Raw genomic sequence first — 17,948 nt, forward strand, 5'->3', positions numbered from 1 at the left:
AGGGCGAGTTCGCGGGCGGCGGCGCGGGTCTGCTCAGTCTGCCGTTCTGGCTGCTCGCCGAGGCGCGAGGCAAGTGCCGCCGCTGACACCCCGATGCGGGACACGCGTCGTCAACCTATACCGGCCGCGCACCGTTCAGCGCAGATCGCATTCGCGACGCAAGCCTGGCGACACAGGTCTTGCGACACAGGGAGAGAGTCGAAGTGAAGCCCCAGCAGTTTCCCCGCGCGGTACGCCGCGTCCCAGTCGCCGCGATCGCCGTCCTCGTGATCAGCGTTCTTGCCGCCTGCGATCCGGTCGCCGCGGCGAGCGGTGTTGAACCGGTGCCGGCCGGCGCGGCCGCTTCATCGGCCACGGCATCAAACGCGACTTCGAACGCGGCTTCGAGCGCTGTCGCCCTGCCCACCGTGCAGAGCGACATGAAGCGCGGCGCCTCCTTCCCCTACAAGCGGCTCAACGAATTGCTGCAGAAGCTGCGCACCGAGGGCGAAGGTCTGTTCGTGAGCCGCTTCGTGCTGACCGATCCCAAGGACACGTCCAAGCCGCCGCCGGCCGGCACCAAGCTCGCGCTGATGAGCGACGACGACTACATCCCGATTCCCATCGACGACAAGGGCCGCTTCGATCTGCCGACCTTCTCCGAGAAGCAGGCCAAGGACATGGACTTCGGCACCAACGTGCCCAAGGGCGAACTGGGGGTTCGGCTGAGCATCGACCTCGCGACGCCGCCGGAGATGCTGGACATGGCGACGGTGCGCCGCATCGTTTCGGTCGGCCAGCGGCTGCGCACCGAGCTGCTGCCCTGGTACGTGCGCTGGATGTTCCCGCAGATCGACGGGGTCATCGTGTGCAGCGACCAGCCGCAATGGAATCTCGACTGGATGGAGAGCGGCCAGCACCTGCGCCTGCCGCTGCCGTCGGAAGCACAGCAGCGCGAGCCCGAGACGCCCAAGGACAAGCCGTCCCGCGCCTGCACCGTGCTGACGGGTCAGGAGCAGTGGCCCGACGCGGCGCTGCTGCAGCCGCAGCCGGGCGCCAACACCAAGCTCTACGTCAAGCTGCGCAACACGCGCGCGAGCTGATCGGACTTGCTCCCTCTCCCGCTTGCGGGAGAGGGCGGGGGTGAGGGCCAGCGGCCACGGCAGTCAAGGGATCAGACCACGCGTCCCGTCGCCCGGTCTGCTTCCAGTTGCCGCAGCACGCGGCGCTGCACCTTGCCGGTGGTCGTCATCGGCAGCGCGTCGAGGAACTCGATCTCCTTCGGATACTCGTAGGGCGCGAGCCGCTGCTTGACGAAGTCCTGCAACTCCGCGGTCAACGCGGCCGACGGTTGCCGGCCCGGCGCCAGCACGACGAAGGCCTTCACCAGCGCGCCGCGCTCGGCATCGGGCTTGGGCACGACGGCGGCGTTCGCCACGGCCTCGTGGCGCACCAGGCAGTTCTCGATCTCCCCTGGACCGATGCGATACCCCGCGACCTTGAACTGGTCGTCGTCGCGGCCCTGGTACCAGAGGTAGCCGTCCTCGTCGGCGCGCGCCAGGTCCCCGGTGCGGCACCAGCTGTCCGCCGGATCGCCGGTGAACTTCGCGGCGGTCGCCGCCTCGTTGCGCCAGTAGCCGAGGAAGAAGATCGGATCCGGCGTGCCCTGCGCGTCGCGGCGATGCACGGCGACCTCGCCGATCTGTCCGGGCGGACAGACCTGCCCTTCGTCGTCGATGACCGCGACGCGATGGCCCGGATAGGCGCGCCCCATGCTGCCGGGCTTGGCCGGCCACAGCCGTGCGCAGTTGCCGACCACGTAGTTGATCTCGGTCTGCCCGAACATCTCGTTGATCGTCACGCCGAGTTCGCGCCGGCCCCAGTCGAACACTGCGTCGCCGACGGCCTCGCCCGCGCTCATGATGGCTTGCAGATGCAGCGTGTAGTGCTCGGCGGGATGCGGCACGGCCTTCATCATCGCCTTCAGCGCGGTCGGGAACAGGAAGGTGTGGCTGACGCGGTAGTGCTGCATCAGCTCGAAGGTCTTCTCCGGCGAGAAGCGGCCCTGGTAGCCGAGGATGGGACGGCCGAAGCACAGCGACGGCAGCAGCGCGTCCATCAGGCCGCCGGTCCAGGCCCAGTCGGCGGGGCTCCAGAACACCGCCTCGCTGCGCACGGAAGGATCGTGCGGGTCGAAGCCGAACCAGTTCTGGCTCGCGATGAAGCCGGTGAGGTTGCCCAGCAGCGCGCGCTGCGGCAGCAAGGCGCCTTTCGGCGCACCGGTGGTGCCGCTGGTATAGATCAGGATCGCGGGATCCTCGGCCGCGTTGTCGCGCGCGGCGAAGCGCGCGTCCTCGGCCTGCAGCGCGGCCATCCAGCCGGCTTCGCCCTCGTGGGCATCGGACTCGCCGACGACCAGCACGTGGCGCAGCGTCGGGCACGACGCGCGCACCGAACGCAGCGCGTCGAGCGCGCCGCCTTCGACGATCGCGACGCTGGCGTCGCTGTCCTTGAGACGGTACTCGAGCGCATCGGGCCCGAAGAGCATCGACAGCGGCATCGCGACCGCGCCGAGCTGGTTGATCGCGATGTGCGCGACGGCGGTCTCGAAGCGCTGCGGCAGCACCAGCGCAACGCGGTCGCCGGCTTCGACGCCCAGGCGCTTGAGCGCGTTGGAGAGCCGGTTGGCCGCGCGCTGCAGTTGTCCGAAGGAGTACTGGGCGCGGCAGCCGCTGTCGCTGTCGAAGAAGACGGCGGGCGCATCGGGCGTCTCGCGGGCCCAGCGGCCGCAGCAGAGCTCGGCGATGGCCAGCCGTTCCGGCACCTGCCAGCGGAAGGCGCCGTGGATCAGCGCGTAGGCGTCGGGCGCGGCACGCGTCGCCGCGGAGGGCACGGTGATGCCATCGGCCGGGCCGGCGTCCTTGGCGGTCTTGCCGCTCATCGTGTCTCCATCCTGGACTGGAACAAGAGCGTGGATGCTAGCGACCGGGTCCGGGGCGGTCGTCATGGAAAGCCCGTAGCGCCATGTCGGTGCCTGGCGTGGACGGCAATGCCCGTCAGAGGTGCATGGGCGGGCGGTGGGCGATCCGCATATCGATAGTCGGATCGCGCCTCCTACACTGGTCCGCATGACGCTCAAGATCCTGCACAACCCCCGCTGCTCCAAGTCGCGCGAGGCGCTCGCGCTGCTGGAGTCCCGTGGCCTCACGCCCGAGGTCGTCGAGTACCTGGAGACGCCACTGACGCTGCCCGAGCTGCAGACGCTGCACCGGCAGCTGGGCACCCCGGTGCGAGCGATGGTGCGCGACAACGAGGACGACTATCGCGAGTTGAATCTGGCGGACGAGTCGCTGACCGACACGCAGCTGCTGCAGGCGGTCGCGGACCGGCCGAAGCTGCTGCAGCGGGCGATCGTCGTGCAAGGCGACCGCGCGCTGATCGCGCGTCCGCCGGAGTTGCTGAACGACTGGCTGAAGTGACGTCCAGCGCGGCCTGGATCAACCCTTGATCAGCCCTTGAAGCGCGCCAGCGCGTCGCCGGCGAGGCGGCACAAGCGCCAGTCCGGCATGATGGTCGCGCCCATCTTCTCGTAGAAGCGGATGGCGTTCTCGTTCCAATCGAGCACGCACCATTCGAAGCGGCCGTAGTCGCGCTCGATCGCGATCTGCGCCAGGCGCGTCAGCATGCGCTTGCCCAGGCCCGCGCCGCGATGCGCGGGCTGCACATACAGGTCCTCGAGGTACATCCCGGGCTTGCCCAGGAAGGTCGAGAAGTTGGTGAAGGTCAGCGCGAAGGCGACAACCGCGCCGCTGTCGTGCTCGGCGACCATGGCCTCGCAGACGGGGCGTTCGCCGAAGAGATGCGGGAGCAGCTTTTCCGGAGTCACGTCCATCAGGTGCGTGAGGTGCTCGAAGTCGGCAAGCTCGCCGATCAGGCCGACGATGGCGGTCAGGTCGTCGGGGCGCGCAGGGCGGAGTGTGTAGGCGTCGGTAGAGAGGGTCATATCGATTCTTCCGGGAAGTCGCACCCATTGTCTCCATGGCGAAAGCGTCCTGCCGGTCCTCACACTACAGTCGCTTGATGAGCACCGCACCGAGTTCCGTTTCCGAGCCCAAGTACGCCGTCCGCCGCCCGCATCGCAGCGGGTTCCTGACGCTACGCGGCCTGCGCCACCACGTGCTGCGCTGGGGTCCGGAGCCGGACGGGCAGCGGCCGCTGCTCGTGATGGTCCACGGCTGGATGGACGTCGGCGCGTCGTTCCAGTTCATGGTCGACGCCTTCCGCGAGGAGCGCAGCGTCGTCGCGATCGACTGGCGCGGTTTTGGACTCACCGATTCCAACGGAAGCGACGCGTACTGGTTCCCGGACTACCTCGGCGATCTGGATGCGCTGCTGGACGCCATCAGTCCCGATGCGCCTGTGGACCTCCTCGGCCACAGCATGGGCGGCAACATCGCGATGACCTATGCGGGCGTCCGGCCGCAACGGCTGCGCAAGCTCGTGAACCTCGAAGGATTCGGGCTGCCGGAGACGACGCCCGAGATGGCGCCGACGCGGCTCGCGAGCTGGCTCGACGAGCTCAAGGCGCCGCAGAGCCTCAAGACCTACGACAGCGTTGAAGGCGTCGCGCAGCGGCTGATGAAGACGAATCCGAGGCTCTCGGCCGACAAGGCCGCGTGGCTCGCGCCGCATTGGTCGAAACAGGGCGAGGACGGGCGCTGGCACATCCTCGGCGACCCCGCGCACAAGCGGACCAATCCGGTGCTCTACAAGAAGGCCGAGGCGCTTGCGTGCTGGTCGCGCATCGAGGCGCCCACGCTGTGGGTCGAGGGCAGCGAGACCAAGCTCTCGCAATGGTGGGGCGATCGTTATCCGCGTGAGGACTTCGAGAGCCGGCTCGGCGTCGTGAAGGACCTGCGTCGCGTCACGCTCCAGCAGGCGGCGCACATGATGCATCACGATCAACCCGAGGCACTGGCCCGCGCGGTACAAGAGTTTCTCGGCTAGTCGCCGCCCTTCTCACTGCCACGACCCCGGCCCTCACCCCTACCCTCTCCCGCAAGCGGGAGAGGGAGTAATTCCTCAAGCCACAAGGCAGCTATTCCGCGGAGACCACCGCTGCTTGATACGCCGCGATGAACTCCGGCGGCATCCGCTTCGGGCGGCCGCCGCTGATGTCGATGCAGACCAGTTCCCAACGGCCGCGCATCAGCGTCTGGCCGTCGCTCGCGCGGCGCAGCTGGAAGCGGCGTTCCATCGCGAGTTTGCCGTCGCCCGACGTCAGCCACGTGCCGAGCACCAGCGCCTCGCCTTCGAAGGACGGCAGCAGGTAGTCGTAGCCGCCGTGGCGGATCGCCATCGCGCGGTCGAGCCGGCGGTAGTCCTCGATGTCCAGCCCCAGCGCCACCGAGTGCGACCACGCCACCTGCTCGCACCACCTCACGTACACCGCGTTGTTGGTGTGATTCAAACCGTCGATGTCCGCCGGTTGGGGGCTCACCGCCAAGCGATGGGGGGACGGATAGTCCCAGCCGCTGGACAGCGGATCGGACGGCGCGGGGATCGCTTCGCTCATCTCGGTCATCTCGCTCATCGGGGGGCGCTCATCTGGGGGTGGGTTCCGTGGGATATCCGACGCTCGTGCTCTGGGTGCGACAGGTTAGCGTCGCGAGTTAGGCAGAATGCCGCCCTTTTCCGGCGTCGTCCGTCGCCCGCGCGACCTGCGCGCACTTCGCACAATCCGCCCCTCCTGAACACCTCGTCGACCGGGCCCCACCCGATCGACTCCGCCTCCCCGCCGTCCCGCTGCCCGTCCCCATGAACATCATCGTCACCGAAGAACTCAAGGCCTACATCGATCCCCTGACCGAGGACGAACACGCCGCGCTCGAGCGCAGCATCCTCGCCGAAGGCTGCCGCGACGCGCTCGTGCTCTGGGGCGACATCCTCGTCGACGGTCACAACCGCCACGGCATCTGCACCAAGCACGGCATCCCCTTCCAGACGGTCCAGAACACCCGCTTCAAGTCCATGGAAGACGTCCACCTGTGGATGATCGACCAGCATCTGGGTCGTCGCAGCGTCTCCGACTTCCAGCGCGGCGTGCTCGCCTTGCGCAAGAAGGAGATCATGGAAGCGCGCCGGCTGGCTGTGCTCAACGACCCGGCCCCGGAAGCCCCCGCCGCAGACACGAGCGGCACACCCGTGCCTGACGCCCCGCCGCTGAAGAGCCGCGAAGCCATCGCGCGCGCCGCGCGCATCAGCAGCGCCACGGTCACGCAGATCGAGAAGATCCAGAAGGCCGCAGCACCCGAACTCGTGGCCGCCGTGCGCTCGGGCGAGGTGTCGATCAGCGCCGCTGCCGTCATCTCCGACCTGCCCGCCGAGGAGCAGGCCGCTGCCGCCGCTGGCGGCAAGAAGGAACTGCGACAGGCTGCCAAGCGCGTGCGCGAGTCCAAGGTCGGCAAGAAGGCCGCGGGCGATGCGGTCGCCGAAGTGGCGGTCGCGCTGCTGGACGTGCCGACGAACGAGGACGGCGAACTCGAAGCCGATCCGGCAGTCGCCCTGCTGCGTGCGCAAGTCGGCGCGCTGCAGGACGAGAACATCAAGCTGCGCGCGCAGGTCGCGGACCTTCAGGCGCAACTGGCCGCCGCGAAGCAGGACTCGTCGCCGTTCTGACCTTCAGAACCCCGTGATCGGCCCGGAGCGCTCCTTCTCCGGGCGTCGCGATTCCACCTCATCGAAATACGGTGCCGGGTCTTGCACGCCGGCTTCCGCCTCCCGGCGGTTCATGACGGTCGCGTAGATCACGACGATCGCGACGTAGACGATCAGCGCTCCCTGCGATCCCACCCAGAAGCTGAACGGCCAGCCGAAGAAATCGAAGCTGAGCGCCCGGGCGAAGTAGGCCACCCCGAATGTGACCAGCGCCCACACCACCAGCAGCATTAGCGTGAGACGCCAGTTCCCCCGTCGCACCCAGCGACGCCGGGCGCGGAACGTGCCGGAGGGGGTGCCGACGGGGCTGCCGGAGGGGTAACCCGCATCGGGGACAGGCGGTTTCGGACGCATCCCGGCATCTTAGGGAGCCCGTTCGCCTCAGCATGAGAAAATACCCGGCTTCGGGTCCCCCTGTCGGGGGCTCCACCCTACGAACGCTTCGAGCGAATCATGGAAATCGAACACATCAATGCGATCGGCAACACGCTGACCGATCTGCAAGCGCGTACCGACGCGCTAAGGGGGTACCTTTGACTACGACCGCAAAGCGCTGCGGTTGAATGAAGTCAACGCCGCCCTGGAGAACCCCAACGTCTGGAACGACCCCAAGCGGGCCCAGGAGCTCGGCAAGGAAAAGCGCACGCTGGAACAGGTCGTCGAGACGATCAACCACCTGACGTCCAACATCACCGACAACCTCGAGTTGTACGAGATGTCCAAGGACGACAACGACATCGCCGGCATCCAGACCATCGAGGCCGAGTCCGTCAAGCTGGCCGAGAAGGTCGAGGAACTCGAGTTCCGCCGGATGTTCAACAACCCGGCCGACCCGCTGAACTGCTTCATCGACATCCAGGCCGGCGCCGGCGGCACCGAGGCCTGCGACTGGGCCGGCATGCTGCTGCGCCAGTACCTGAAGTACTGCGAGCGCAAGGGCTTCAAGGCCGACGTCGAAGAGCAGACCGACGACGAGATCGCCGGCATCAAGAGCGCCACCATCAAGGTGGAAGGCGAGTACGCTTTCGGCCTGCTGCGCTCCGAGTCCGGCGTGCACCGCCTGGTGCGCAAGAGCCCGTTCGACTCCTCGGGCGGCCGCCACACCAGCTTCGCCTCGCTGTTCGTGTATCCGGAAGTGGACGATTCGATCGAGATCGACATCAACCCGTCGGACGTGCGCACCGACACCTACCGCGCCTCCGGCGCCGGCGGTCAGCACATCAACAAGACCGACTCGGCGGTGCGCCTGACCCACATCCCAACCGGCATCGTCGTCCAGTGCCAGGACGGCCGCAGCCAGCACAGCAACCGCGACGTCGCCTGGAAGCGCCTGCGCTCGCGCCTGTACGACCATGAGATGAAGAAGCGCATGGCCGAGCAGCAGAAGCTCGAGGACAGCAAGACCGACGTGGGCTGGGGCCACCAGATCCGCTCGTACGTGCTGGACCAGAGCCGCATCAAGGACCTGCGCACCAACGTCGAGATCTCCAACACCCAGAAGGTGCTGGACGGCGACCTCGACGCATTCATCACCGCCTCCCTCAAGCAGGGCGTCTGAGGACATGTGCCGCCCTACTGCGCGGCCCGATCTTGCGTCTGTGCTCCTCGCCGTACAGAAGTACGGCTCCGGTGCTCGACGCAACCTCGGGCCGCTCGCTACGGGCTTCCCATGTCCTCAACACGCTAAGAGACAAAATCAATTCCCATAAGGAAGCCCGCCATGCGTGAAGGCACTGCCACCCTGATCCGCCGCGCCGATTACGTCGCGCCGATCTTCTGGATCCGCACCGTCGACCTGTGTTTCGACCTCGATCCGGTGAAGACGCTGGTCGCCAGCAAGATGCGCCTGGAACGCAACGCCGCGGTGCCTCACGGCCCCCTGCGCCTGCATGGCGAGGAACTCAACCTGCTGCGCGTGCTGATCGACGGCGAGAGCGTGTCCTTCCGCCAGGAAGGCCATGAGCTGATCATCGACAACGTGCCGGACGCGGACTTCACGCTCGAGATCCGCAACACCTGCTGCCCCGAGAAGAACACGACGCTGTCGGGTCTCTACACCTCGGGCGGCAGCTTCTTCACGCAGTGCGAGGCCGAAGGCTTCCGCCGCATCACCTACTTCCTGGACCGCCCCGACGTGATGGCGGTCTACACGGTGACGATGCGCGCCGACAAGGCCAGATTCCCGGTGCTGCTGTCCAACGGCAACCTGGTCGAGTCGGCCACGCTGGACAACGGCCGCCACCTGGCCAAGTGGCACGATCCCTTCCCCAAGCCCAGCTACCTCTTCGCGATGGTGGCCGGCGACCTGGTCGCGCGCGAGCAGCGCATCCGCACCCGCGGCGGCAAGGACCACCTGCTGCAGGTCTACGTCCGCCAGGGCGACCTGGAGAAGACCGAGCATGCGATGAACTCGCTGATCGCGTCCGTCGTGTGGGATGAAGCGCGCTTCAACCTGCCGCTGGATCTGGAGCGCTTCATGGTCGTCGGCGTGTCCGACTTCAACATGGGCGCGATGGAGAACAAGGGGTTGAACATCTTCAACACCTCGGCGCTGCTGGCTTCCCCCGCCACCGCGACCGACGCGGACTTCGCCCGCATCGAGTCCATCGTCGCGCACGAGTATTTCCACAACTGGACCGGCAACCGCGTCACCTGCCGCGACTGGTTCCAGCTGTCGCTGAAGGAAGGCCTGACCGTCTTCCGCGACCAGGAATTCAGCCAGGACATGGCCGCCACGCCGAGCGCGCGGGCGGTCTGCCGCATCGAGGACGTGCGCGCGCTGCGCGCCCGCCAGTTCCCGGAAGACGCCGGCGCGATGGCGCATTCGGTGCGTCCCGACGAGTACGTCGAGATCAACAACTTCTACACCGCCACCGTCTACGAAAAGGGCGCGGAAGTCGTCCGCATGTACCAGACGCTGGTCGGCCGCGACGGTTTCGCCAAGGGCATGGCCCTGTACTTCGAGCGCCATGACGGCCAGGCCGTGACCTGCGACGACTTCGCGCAGGCGATCGCGGACGCCAACCCGGGCTCGCCGCTGACGACGCGCCTCGATGCGTTCAAGCGCTGGTACGCGCAGGCCGGCACGCCGCGCTTGCAGGCGCGCGGCGTGTACGACGCCGCCGGTCAGACCTGGACGCTGACGCTGACGCAATCGAGTGCCGCGGCCGCCGGCCAGGCCGCCAAGCTGCCGCAGGTGATCCCGGTCTCGCTGGGTCTGCTGTCGCGCGACGGCCAGGCGCTGCCGCTGATGCAGCAGGGCGAGGACGGCGCCGCCGGCGCCACCGACACCGAACGCGTGCTGGTGCTGGACCAGGTCGAGCAGTCCTTCGTCTTCGTCAACGTGCCGTCCGAGCCGGTGCCGTCGCTGCTGCGCGGCTTCTCCGCCCCGGTGGTGCTGGACGACGGCCTGGGCGACGCCGAGCTGCTGGTGCTGCTCAAGCACGACAGCGACGCGTTCAACCGCTGGGAAGCCAGCCAGCGTCTGGCGCTGAACCGCATCCTGGGCGCGGTGCGCTCGGGCCAGCCGCTGGTGCTGGATGCCGCCTACATCGACGCGATGCGCGCCGTGCTGCGTCATCCGGAACTGGATCCGGCCTTCAAGGCGCTGGCGCTGCAACTGCCCGACGAGGCCTACATCGCCGAGCAGCTCGACGTCGTCGACCCGCAGGCGATCCACGCCGCGGTCGAAGCGGCGCAGACGCAGCTGGCCTCGGCGCTGCAGGCTGACTGGGCCTGGGCCTTCGACGCGCATCAGGTGACCACCGGCTACAACCCGGATCCGGTGCAGAGCGGCAAGCGCGCGCTGGTGAACCTGTCGCTGGCGATGCTGGTCCTGAACGCCACCCGCGGCGGCGACGGCGTGTGGCCGGGCCGCGCGTACCAGCGCTTCAAGGACGCGACCAACATGACCGACCGCATGGGCGCGCTGTCCGCGCTCGTGCATGCGCATGCGGAGCTGGCCGACAGCGCGCTGGCGCGCTTCCACGCCCAGTTCAAGGGCGAGGCGCTGGTCATCGACAAGTGGTTCGCGCTGCAAGGCCGCGCGGCCGAGCGCGACGGCAAGACCTTCGCCAAGGTCAAGCAGCTGATGAAGCACGCCGACTTCACGCTGAAGAACCCGAACCGCGCGCGCAGCCTGATCTTCTCGCTGGCGATGTTCAACCCGGCCGCCTTCCACCGCGCCGATGCGGCGGGCTACGTCTTCTGGGCGGAGCAGGTGCTGGCGCTGGACGCGATCAACCCGCAGGTCTCTGGCCGTCTGGCCCGCGTGATGGACCGCTGGACCGCGCTGGCCCAGCCGTACCGCAGCGCCGCCCGCGAAGCCATCGCCCGTGTCGCCGCCAAGCCGGACCTGTCCAACGACGTGCGCGAGATCATCGAGCGCGCGCTGGCGTCCGACACCTCGGCCACCGCGGTCAACGCGGATTCGCCGCAGTCCTGATTCAGCGCACGGAGCGGTCCGCGCGCCGGGCCGTTCCGCGGCGCACGAGATTTGCAACCATCGGAGTCGTTTCATGAGTCAACGCGTCAGCCTGACCCAATACCTCGTCGAGCAGCAGCGGCTGCACGGCCACATCCCCCAGCAGCTGCGGCTGCTGATCGAGGTGGTCGCGCGGGCCTGCAAGCGCATCGCCATCAGCGTCAACAAGGGCGCGCTGGGTGACGTGCTGGGCACGGCCGGGTCCGAGAACGTGCAGGGCGAGGTCCAGAAGAAGCTGGACATCATCGCCAACGAGGTGCTGATCGAAGCCAACGAGTGGGGCGGCCATCTGGCCGCGATGGCCTCGGAGGAGATGGAGAGCATCCACCTGGTGCCCAACCGTTTCCCGCAGGGCGAGTACCTGCTGATGTTCGATCCGCTGGACGGCTCCAGCAACATCGACGTGAACGTGTCGATCGGGACCATCTTCTCGGTGCTGAAGAAGGTCGAAGGCAGCAAGGGCGTCAGCGAGGAGGACTTCCACCAACCCGGCACCTCGCAGGCGGCGGCGGGGTACTGCGTCTACGGACCGCAGACGACGCTGGTGCTGACGGTGGGCGACGGCGTGGCGATGTTCACGCTGGACCGCGAGCAGGGCTCCTGGGTGCTGACCGCCGACGACGTGAAGATCCCCGCGGACACCAAGGAGTTCGCGATCAACATGTCCAACATGCGGCACTGGGACGAGCCGGTGAAGCGCTACATCGACGAGTGCCTGGCCGGCACGACGGGACCGCGCGGCAAGGACTTCAACATGCGCTGGATCGCGTCGATGGTGGCGGACGTGCACCGCATCCTGACGCGCGGCGGCGTGTTCCTGTACCCGTGGGACAAGCGCGAGCCGAACAAGGCCGGCAAGCTGCGCCTGATGTACGAGGCCAATCCGATGGCCTTCCTGGTCGAGCAGGCCGGCGGCGCGGCCACCAACGGCCGCCAGCGCATCATGGATCTGCAGCCGGGCAAGCTGCACGAGCGCGTCTCGGTCGTGCTGGGCTCGAAGAACGAGGTCGAGCGGGTGACGCAGTACCACCTCGAAGCCGACAAGGCCAAGTAACCCGCCCACGCAAGCAGAAGGCCGCTCGATGAGCGGCCTTCTTGCTTCTGGGCCTCTCTGCGCTCGACCCTCAGAACAGACTGCCTTCGTCGCGCCTGTCGTCGCCGCGGTCGTTGCCGTCGTTGCCGCGATCGGCGGCGGCAGGCTTGTCGTCGCTCTTCAGCTCGGCGAACTTCCCGGCCATCGTCGGGTTGCCCTTGGTCAGCTTCTTGATCGTCACGTCCTGGGCCTTGTCGTTGGCCAGGCGCAGGTTGCGATCGGTGCCGAGCAGCGCCTCCTTGGTCTTCTGCAGGTGGTCGATGGACTTGTCGATCTCGTCGATCGCGGTCTGGAAGCGCCGCGACGCCAGCTCGTAGTTCTTCCCGAACGCCGACTTGAAGCCCTCGAGCTGCGCCTCGAAGTGGGTGATGTCGATGTTCTGCGCCTTCACCAGCGCGAGCTCCGTCTTGTACCTCAGCGAGTTCATCGCCGCGTTGCGCAGCAGCGTGATGATGGGCAGGAAGAACTGCGGCCGCACGACATACATCTTCGGATAGCGGTGGAACACGTCGACGATGCCGGTGTTGTAGAGCTCGCTCTCCGGCTCCAGCAGCGACACCAGCACCGCGTACTCGCAGCCCTTCTCGACGCGGTCCTTGTCGAGCTCCTTCAGGAAGTCCTCGTTGCGGTTCTTCGTGGCGGTGCGGTCGTTCTCATTCTTCATCTCGAACATGATCGAGACGATCTCCGTGCCCGCCTCGTCGGCGTCGCGGAAGATGTAGTCGCCCTTGCTGCCCGAACGCGCGTCGTTGTCCTTCTCGAAGTAGGCGCGCGGGAACGCGGTCGCGCGGATGCGGTTGAACTCGGTCTCGCAATGCAGCTCGAGGGTCTCGCCGACCATCTTGGTCGACAGCCGCGCCTTCATGTCCCGCAGGCGCTCGATGGCGTCGTCGCGGTCCTTGATCTGCGTCTCGTACTTGTCCTTGAGCGACTTCTCGGCGAGCTGCTTTTCCAGCTCCGCGCGTTCCAGGCCGCTGCGCAGCTGGTCGCGTTCCTTCTCCACCGCGCCGACGGCCTGCGACATCGCGAGCTGCTGAGACACCCCGGCCGCGTCGAGCTTGGCCTTCAGGCTCTGGATCTCGGCATCCTTCGCCGCGGCGGCCTGCTGCGCCTGCTTCTCCAGCGCGCCCAGCGCCTCGGAGACCGCCAGCTTGCGCTGCACCTCGCCGGCATCGAGCCGCGCCTTCAATTCCTGGATCTCGCCGTCCTTCAGCGCGGCGGCCTTCTGCAGCTCGCCGGCAGTCCTGGCCTGCGCCAGCTCGACGGCATTGCGCTTGTCCTGCTCGGCCAGCGCGAGCCGCTCGTGCAGCTGCTTCTCGAAGTCGGTGTCGCGCACCTGCTTGAGGATGTCGGCATACCCCGCCTCGTCGATCTTGAAGGCCTTGCCGCAGTGCGGGCAGATGATTTCATGCATGGGGACTCCCCTTCTCTTGTTCTTCAAAGACGTCGACGATGGTCCGCGCCGCCGTGGCGGGCGCGCATTGCAACAGCATATGCGGCGCCTCGATGTCGACGACCGTCGTCAGTCGATTGAGACCGACGATCTCGGTGGCTGCGCTCGCCGCGACGACGCGATCCCGCGTTGCCCGCAGGCAGAGGATAGGCACTGCGACACGGCCCGCGGCCTCGGTCGCGTCGAAGGACAACACCTGCTGCGCCCGATGCCCCATCACGGACGACGCCACGCGGTTCACCGAACGATGCAGCTCTTCCTGCAACGCCCCGGTGGCGAAACGACCCAGCAGCGGCGCACTCATCACGGCCTTCGGCAGCGTGCGCAAGGGTACCCACTTCGCTACAGGCTTGAAGAGCGCCACCGCGCGTCTCGGGTATCGCGCGAACGACGCGGCGAGCACGACACCGCACAGGCCGGGCGGATGCTCGGCGGCCAACATCAGTGCGACCGGCCCGGAGAACGACTCCCCGAGCAGGAGGAACGGCTCGTCACCGGGCAGCGCACGGCGCGCATGCGCGAGGAGCGCGTCGTCATCGAGCCAGCGGTCCACGGGATACCGCACGACGACCGGCCGCAGGCTCCGCGGCAACGCGCGCAGGAACGGCTCGAACAGATCGCCGGTCCCATCCATGCCGGGCAGCAGTACCAGCGCGGTCATCGATTCAGAAGAACGTCCGCACGCCGCCGATGACGCGATAGCTGTCGTCGACCGTGTAGAGCAGCGGCCACTTGTCGAAGGTCGTGCACGGATGGCCGACGCCGAAGGCGATCAGGTCGCCGACCTGCAGCAGCAGCGCGCCGCTGTCAGCGCCGTCCGCGCCATTCGCGCCGTCGACCTTCGCATCGACATAGGCATGCTGGTCGTTGAGCTTCGTGACGGCCCAGTGGGCGGGCGTCGCCCGCGGCGCGTCATGCAGACTCGGCCGGTACCACCACAGCGGTTGCGGCAGGCAGGCGTCGTAGCTGAGGTCGCGGCGGCCCGCCGTGCAGATCGCGCGGCCGGGCTCGGGCACCGACTGCACGTACGCCCAGACCTCGATCGCGTTGCGCAGGCCGGGGCCCTCGCCCCACAGCGCGCCGGCGCGCTGCCGCATGCGGTCCTGCATGCGCTCGTACTGCAGGCTGTCGTGGCTGAGGTAGCAGCCGCTGCGCAACACCACGCGCAGCGCGTGGCCGGTGCCCGCGGCTTCGACCGACGCCAGCGTCTTCGCCGCCATGTCGAAGAACGCCGAGCCGCCCGCGGTCAGCAGCACCTCGCCCGCAGCGAACCAGCCTTCGGCGCAACCCAGACGCGCCAGTTCCGCCACCGTCTCGATCATCGTCAGCGCGCCGAGCTCCACGCGCGCCGTGTCGTCGCCGCTGTAGACGCCTTCGAAGGCCTCCACGCCGCGCAGCACGATCGTCGGCGCCGCATCGCGGACGAGGCGCCCCAGCGCGATGCCCTCCTCCAAGGTCCGGACGCCGGTGCGCCCGCCGGGCGTGCCGACTTCCAGCAGCACTTGCAGCGGTCGCTGCAGCCCGCGCTCGACGGCAGCACGGCGCAGCAGGTCCAGGCCCGCGGCAGAGTCGACCAGCAGATAGAAATCGAAATCCGGATCGGCTTCCAACTCGCGGAAGACGAGCTCCAGGTCGGCCTTGCCGATCAACTGATTCGCCAGCAGCACGCGCGGCACGCCGAAGCGCCGGTAGGTGCGCACATGCGCCGCGGTCGCCGCCGTCATGCCCCAGGCGCCTTCGTCGAACTGGCGCTGGAACAGCTGCGGCGCCATCGTCGTCTTGCCGTGTGGTGCGAGGCTCACGCCGGCGCGTGCCGTGAACTCGCGCATCCAGCGCGCGTTGTGGGCCAGCGCGGAGTCTTTCAGGATCGCCGCGGGCAACGGCAGGTCGCCGGCCAGCAGCGACAGGCCCAGCGCACCGAGCCCGTCCAGCGGCACGCCTTCAGCAACCGCGGGCAGTCCCTTGAGCGTGCCAGGCAGCGGCTCGGCCTCGAGGGCTGCCAGGGTGAGCGTCACCGGCGCGCTGCCGGGCTGGTCGTCGTGGTCGTGTGGGCTCATGGCGCGCCATGTTGCCACCGTCGGCGCGCAACGGCGGCGTGACGCATTCGCCAAAGAAAAAGCCGCTTGGGAGAACCCAAGCGGCTTTTCAGATTGGTGCCGATGAAGAGAGTCGAACTCCCGACCTTCGCATTACGAATGCGCTGCTCTACCAACTGAGCTACATCGGCGCTGTCGCGAACAACAGAGTCTGCGACTATAGCGCAGATTTTCGAGGTCGACAATTTCTGAGCCCACGTCGCACCGAGACAACGCCCGCGGCCGATTCACTCCTCGCCCAGATTCTCCTGCACGCGCTTCAGCAGCGCGGCGAGCTGCGTCTGCTCCTCCGCGCTCAAGCCTGCCAGCGCCTGCACCGACACCTGCCTCGCCTGGCGCTTGAGCTCGCGCTGCACCGTCAGGCCCGCGTCACTGACGCTCAGCCGCACCTGGCGGCGATCCACCTCGTCGGTCTTCGCGTCGAGCAGCCCCTTGTCGCGCAGCGTCTTGATCAAGCGCGCCAGTTGCGCCTTGTCCCGTCCGCTGTGCACCGCCAGATCGCTCTGCGTGGCGTCGGGGTGCCGTTCGAAGAAGAACAGCACCTTGCCTTCCATGTGCGTGATGTCCTGCGGACCGTCGCGCAGGAACCGGTACTGCAGCGAACGGTAGCGATGCATCACCGAATGCACCAGCTCCAGCACGTCCTCGTCCTTGCCCCTTCGGCCAGTGGTGTTAGTTGACATTGTCAATCGTTCCGTCGCAAGATGGATGACATTGTCAACGATATCGAACCCAGCCGCAATGAAGCCCGACACCCTGAACACCGCCCTCCCCGCTGCCGCCACGACGACTGCAGCCGCAACATCGACCAGTTCCCCCACGAGCCGCGTCCAGCGCGTGCGCCATGAACTCAAGCGTCGCGAACTGACCGTGACCGGCGTCGACGACGTGACGCCGAACTTCCGCCGCGTGACCCTGACCGGCGATTCGCTGGCCGACTTCGTCAGCGCCTCCTTCGACGACCACGTGAAGCTGATCTTCGCGCCCGACGCCGACGGCACGCCGGTCATGCGCGACTACACGCCGCGCCGCTTCGACAACGCGGCCCGCGAACTGGTCATCGAGTTCGCCCAGCACGGCGACGGCCCCGCCGCGGCCTGGGCCGCGCAGGCGCAACCGGGACACACGCTGACCGTCGGCGGGCCGCGCGGTTCCTTCATCATTCCGACCGACTTCGCCTGGCACCTGCTGGTCGGCGACGAGACCGCCCTCCCCGCCGTCGCGCGCCGCCTCGAGGAGTTGCCTGCCGGCGCGCGCGTCGTTGCGTTGCTGAACGTGCCGGAAAGCGATCGCCGCGCCTTCGACACCCAGGCCGACCTGGACCTGCGCTGGGTCGACGGCGACGACGCCCTGCTGGCCGCCGTCCGCGCGCTGACGCTGCCGTCCGGCGAGGGCTATGCCTGGTGCGCCGGCGAGGCCGCGGCGATGGCCGCGGCGCGCAAGATCCTCGTCGACGAGAAAGGCCACGACCGCCACGCAATCCGCGCAGCGGCCTACTGGAAGCGCGGCGCCAGCCATCATCACGAAAACCTGGAGTGAGGAGCCCTCACTTTGGCTTCACACGTGCATGGCACACTGCCCCGCATGTCTGAAGTCCTGCATGACCCGCGCTGGCGCAACGCCTGGCGCCTGCTCTTCCTCGCGGTGGTCTGTGGCGCCAGCTGGCTGGCGTTCTCGCCCCATCCGCCGCCCGCGGCCGACCTCGGCTGGGACAAGGCGAATCACTTCACCGCCTTCGGCACGCTCGCCGTCATCGGCCTGCAGTGCTTCGCCGCCGGCCCGCGCCGCCGCTGGATCGTGCTGGCGGTGCTGCTCGCCTACGGCATCCTGATCGAGCTGGTGCAGTCGCAGATCCCCGGCCGCGACGCGGACGCGCAGGACGTGCTCGCCGACATGATCGGCGCGGTCATCGGCGTGGCCGCGCACGCGCTGCTCCTGCGCGTGCTCACGCCGCGGGCGTCTCCGGCTCGCTGAGCTCCCGGCGCGACATCGCGATCGCCACCGCTTGCGCGCGGTTGTTCGCGCCCAGCTTGCGCAGGATCTTGCGCACGTGGTTCTTGACCGTGAACATGCTGATGCCCAGCTGGATCGCGATCCCCTCGTTGCTCAGGCCCGCGCGCAGGCCTT

The 17,948-nt window shown here is 68.0% G+C and carries 18 protein-coding genes and 1 tRNA gene; 9 read left to right on the top strand and 10 right to left on the bottom strand.

The features are described from left to right. Positions 1-203 precede the first annotated feature (203 nt). Positions 204-1,082, top strand: coding sequence for a hypothetical protein (locus VF536_RS00090; RefSeq protein WP_331612714.1), 879 nt, complete (start codon positions 204-206; stop codon positions 1,080-1,082). Between the two features lie 71 nt (positions 1,083-1,153). Here VF536_RS00090 and VF536_RS00095 read toward each other — a convergent pair whose 3' ends face one another. Beyond that, positions 1,154-2,920: an acyl-CoA synthetase gene (locus tag VF536_RS00095; RefSeq protein WP_331612715.1), complete on the bottom strand. Its 1,767-nt coding sequence runs from the start codon at positions 2,918-2,920 to the stop codon at positions 1,154-1,156. Positions 2,921-3,107: 187 nt separating this feature from the next. Between VF536_RS00095 and arsC the strand changes: the two genes are divergently transcribed. Beyond that, complete coding sequence (gene arsC, locus VF536_RS00100; RefSeq protein WP_331612716.1) at positions 3,108-3,458, top strand: arsenate reductase (glutaredoxin); 351 nt, start codon at positions 3,108-3,110, stop codon at positions 3,456-3,458. Positions 3,459-3,487: 29 nt separating this feature from the next. Here the strand turns inward: arsC and VF536_RS00105 are convergent, their stop codons facing one another. After that, positions 3,488-3,982 carry a GNAT family N-acetyltransferase gene (locus tag VF536_RS00105; protein WP_331612717.1) on the bottom strand — a complete coding sequence of 165 codons (495 nt, stop codon included), beginning with the start codon at positions 3,980-3,982 and terminating at the stop codon, positions 3,488-3,490. Positions 3,983-4,059: 77 nt separating this feature from the next. Here VF536_RS00105 and VF536_RS00110 point away from each other — a divergent pair, with 77 nt between their 5' ends. After that, positions 4,060-4,986 carry an alpha/beta hydrolase gene (locus VF536_RS00110; RefSeq protein ID WP_331612718.1) on the top strand — a complete coding sequence of 309 codons (927 nt, stop codon included), beginning with the start codon at positions 4,060-4,062 and terminating at the stop codon, positions 4,984-4,986. A 91-nt stretch (positions 4,987-5,077) separates the two neighbouring features. On the opposite strand, the gene VF536_RS00115 is transcribed toward VF536_RS00110, so the two are convergent. After that, on the bottom strand, positions 5,078-5,572 hold the full coding sequence (locus VF536_RS00115; RefSeq protein ID WP_331612719.1) for a thioesterase family protein: 495 nt from the start codon (positions 5,570-5,572) through the stop codon (positions 5,078-5,080). A 224-nt stretch (positions 5,573-5,796) separates the two neighbouring features. Between VF536_RS00115 and VF536_RS00120 the strand changes: the two genes are divergently transcribed. Then, positions 5,797-6,657, top strand: a complete 861-nt coding sequence (locus VF536_RS00120; protein WP_331612720.1) for a plasmid replication/partition related protein — start codon at positions 5,797-5,799, stop codon at positions 6,655-6,657. Positions 6,658-6,660: 3 nt separating this feature from the next. Here VF536_RS00120 and VF536_RS00125 read toward each other — a convergent pair whose 3' ends face one another. Beyond that, a complete protein-coding gene (locus VF536_RS00125; protein ID WP_331612731.1) occupies positions 6,661-6,957 on the bottom strand; it encodes a DUF4212 domain-containing protein in 297 nt (98 codons plus the stop codon). Between the two features lie 192 nt (positions 6,958-7,149). Here VF536_RS00125 and prfB point away from each other — a divergent pair. The 3 genes from prfB to VF536_RS00140 all read left to right on the top strand — a co-directional run bounded on the left by prfB (position 7,150) and on the right by VF536_RS00140 (position 12,233). Beyond that, a protein-coding gene (gene prfB / locus VF536_RS00130) for a peptide chain release factor 2 (RefSeq protein WP_331612721.1) occupies positions 7,150-8,254 on the top strand; the annotation gives its coding sequence in 2 pieces (ribosomal slippage) (positions 7,150-7,230 and positions 7,232-8,254; 1,104 coding nt in all). A 162-nt stretch (positions 8,255-8,416) separates the two neighbouring features. Next, complete coding sequence (pepN, locus tag VF536_RS00135) at positions 8,417-11,140, top strand: aminopeptidase N (RefSeq protein ID WP_331612722.1); 2,724 nt, start codon at positions 8,417-8,419, stop codon at positions 11,138-11,140. Between the two features lie 73 nt (positions 11,141-11,213). After that, complete coding sequence (locus VF536_RS00140; RefSeq protein ID WP_331612723.1) at positions 11,214-12,233, top strand: class 1 fructose-bisphosphatase; 1,020 nt, start codon at positions 11,214-11,216, stop codon at positions 12,231-12,233. Positions 12,234-12,303: 70 nt separating this feature from the next. Here the strand turns inward: VF536_RS00140 and VF536_RS00145 are convergent, their stop codons facing one another. The 5 genes from VF536_RS00145 to VF536_RS00165 all read right to left on the bottom strand — a co-directional run bounded on the left by VF536_RS00145 (position 12,304) and on the right by VF536_RS00165 (position 16,504). Further along, the gene (locus tag VF536_RS00145; protein ID WP_331612724.1) at positions 12,304-13,686 is read right to left on the bottom strand and encodes a DUF2130 domain-containing protein; all 1,383 of its coding nucleotides are present in this window, start codon (positions 13,684-13,686) and stop codon (positions 12,304-12,306) included. Continuing rightward, positions 13,679-14,386, bottom strand: a complete 708-nt coding sequence (locus tag VF536_RS00150) for an alpha/beta fold hydrolase (RefSeq protein WP_331612725.1) — start codon at positions 14,384-14,386, stop codon at positions 13,679-13,681. Before VF536_RS00150 ends, VF536_RS00145 begins: the two co-directional genes overlap by 8 nt. A 4-nt stretch (positions 14,387-14,390) precedes the next feature. Beyond that, positions 14,391-15,782, bottom strand: coding sequence for an alanine racemase (locus VF536_RS00155; protein WP_331612726.1), 1,392 nt, complete (start codon positions 15,780-15,782; stop codon positions 14,391-14,393). Between the two features lie 94 nt (positions 15,783-15,876). Continuing rightward, positions 15,877-15,952: transfer RNA gene (locus VF536_RS00160), tRNA-Thr, on the bottom strand. Positions 15,953-16,048: 96 nt separating this feature from the next. After that, positions 16,049-16,504 (bottom strand): MarR family winged helix-turn-helix transcriptional regulator, encoded by a 456-nt coding sequence (locus VF536_RS00165; RefSeq protein ID WP_331612727.1) that lies wholly within the window; start codon positions 16,502-16,504, stop codon positions 16,049-16,051. 58 nt (positions 16,505-16,562) lie between these two features. Here VF536_RS00165 and VF536_RS00170 point away from each other — a divergent pair, with 58 nt between their 5' ends. Both VF536_RS00170 and VF536_RS00175 read left to right on the top strand, forming a co-directional pair. Next, complete coding sequence (locus tag VF536_RS00170; protein WP_331612728.1) at positions 16,563-17,360, top strand: siderophore-interacting protein; 798 nt, start codon at positions 16,563-16,565, stop codon at positions 17,358-17,360. Between the two features lie 45 nt (positions 17,361-17,405). After that, the gene (locus VF536_RS00175) at positions 17,406-17,795 is read left to right on the top strand and encodes a VanZ family protein (protein ID WP_331612729.1); all 390 of its coding nucleotides are present in this window, start codon (positions 17,406-17,408) and stop codon (positions 17,793-17,795) included. Here the strand turns inward: VF536_RS00175 and VF536_RS00180 are convergent. Beyond that, positions 17,767-17,948, bottom strand: a 182-nt coding sequence (locus VF536_RS00180) for a helix-turn-helix transcriptional regulator (RefSeq protein WP_331612730.1), incomplete at its 5' end; no start/stop codon positions are given. The two genes, VF536_RS00175 and VF536_RS00180, sit on opposite strands and share 29 nt — an antisense overlap.

The organism is Roseateles sp., assembly GCF_036486225.1.
Taxonomy (GTDB): domain Bacteria; phylum Pseudomonadota; class Gammaproteobacteria; order Burkholderiales; family Burkholderiaceae_C; genus Roseateles.

What these genes read in the sequence shown, in the direction of transcription:
- VF536_RS00095 (WP_331612715.1), bottom strand. Translation starts at nt 2,920, where the DNA reads ATGAGCGGCAAGACCGCCAAGGACGCCGGCCCGGCCGATGGCATCACC.
- arsC (WP_331612716.1), top strand. Translation starts at nt 3,108, where the DNA reads ATGACGCTCAAGATCCTGCACAACCCCCGCTGCTCCAAGTCGCGCGAG.
- VF536_RS00105 (WP_331612717.1), bottom strand. Translation starts at nt 3,982, where the DNA reads ATGACCCTCTCTACCGACGCCTACACACTCCGCCCTGCGCGCCCCGAC.
- VF536_RS00110 (WP_331612718.1), top strand. Translation starts at nt 4,060, where the DNA reads ATGAGCACCGCACCGAGTTCCGTTTCCGAGCCCAAGTACGCCGTCCGC.
- VF536_RS00115 (WP_331612719.1), bottom strand. Translation starts at nt 5,572, where the DNA reads ATGAGCGAGATGACCGAGATGAGCGAAGCGATCCCCGCGCCGTCCGAT.
- VF536_RS00120 (WP_331612720.1), top strand. Translation starts at nt 5,797, where the DNA reads ATGAACATCATCGTCACCGAAGAACTCAAGGCCTACATCGATCCCCTG.
- pepN (WP_331612722.1), top strand. Translation starts at nt 8,417, where the DNA reads ATGCGTGAAGGCACTGCCACCCTGATCCGCCGCGCCGATTACGTCGCG.
- VF536_RS00140 (WP_331612723.1), top strand. Translation starts at nt 11,214, where the DNA reads ATGAGTCAACGCGTCAGCCTGACCCAATACCTCGTCGAGCAGCAGCGG.
- VF536_RS00145 (WP_331612724.1), bottom strand. Translation starts at nt 13,686, where the DNA reads ATGCATGAAATCATCTGCCCGCACTGCGGCAAGGCCTTCAAGATCGAC.
- VF536_RS00150 (WP_331612725.1), bottom strand. Translation starts at nt 14,386, where the DNA reads ATGACCGCGCTGGTACTGCTGCCCGGCATGGATGGGACCGGCGATCTG.
- VF536_RS00155 (WP_331612726.1), bottom strand. Translation starts at nt 15,782, where the DNA reads ATGAGCCCACACGACCACGACGACCAGCCCGGCAGCGCGCCGGTGACG.
- VF536_RS00165 (WP_331612727.1), bottom strand. Translation starts at nt 16,504, where the DNA reads ATGTCAACTAACACCACTGGCCGAAGGGGCAAGGACGAGGACGTGCTG.
- VF536_RS00170 (WP_331612728.1), top strand. Translation starts at nt 16,563, where the DNA reads ATGAAGCCCGACACCCTGAACACCGCCCTCCCCGCTGCCGCCACGACG.
- VF536_RS00175 (WP_331612729.1), top strand. Translation starts at nt 17,406, where the DNA reads ATGTCTGAAGTCCTGCATGACCCGCGCTGGCGCAACGCCTGGCGCCTG.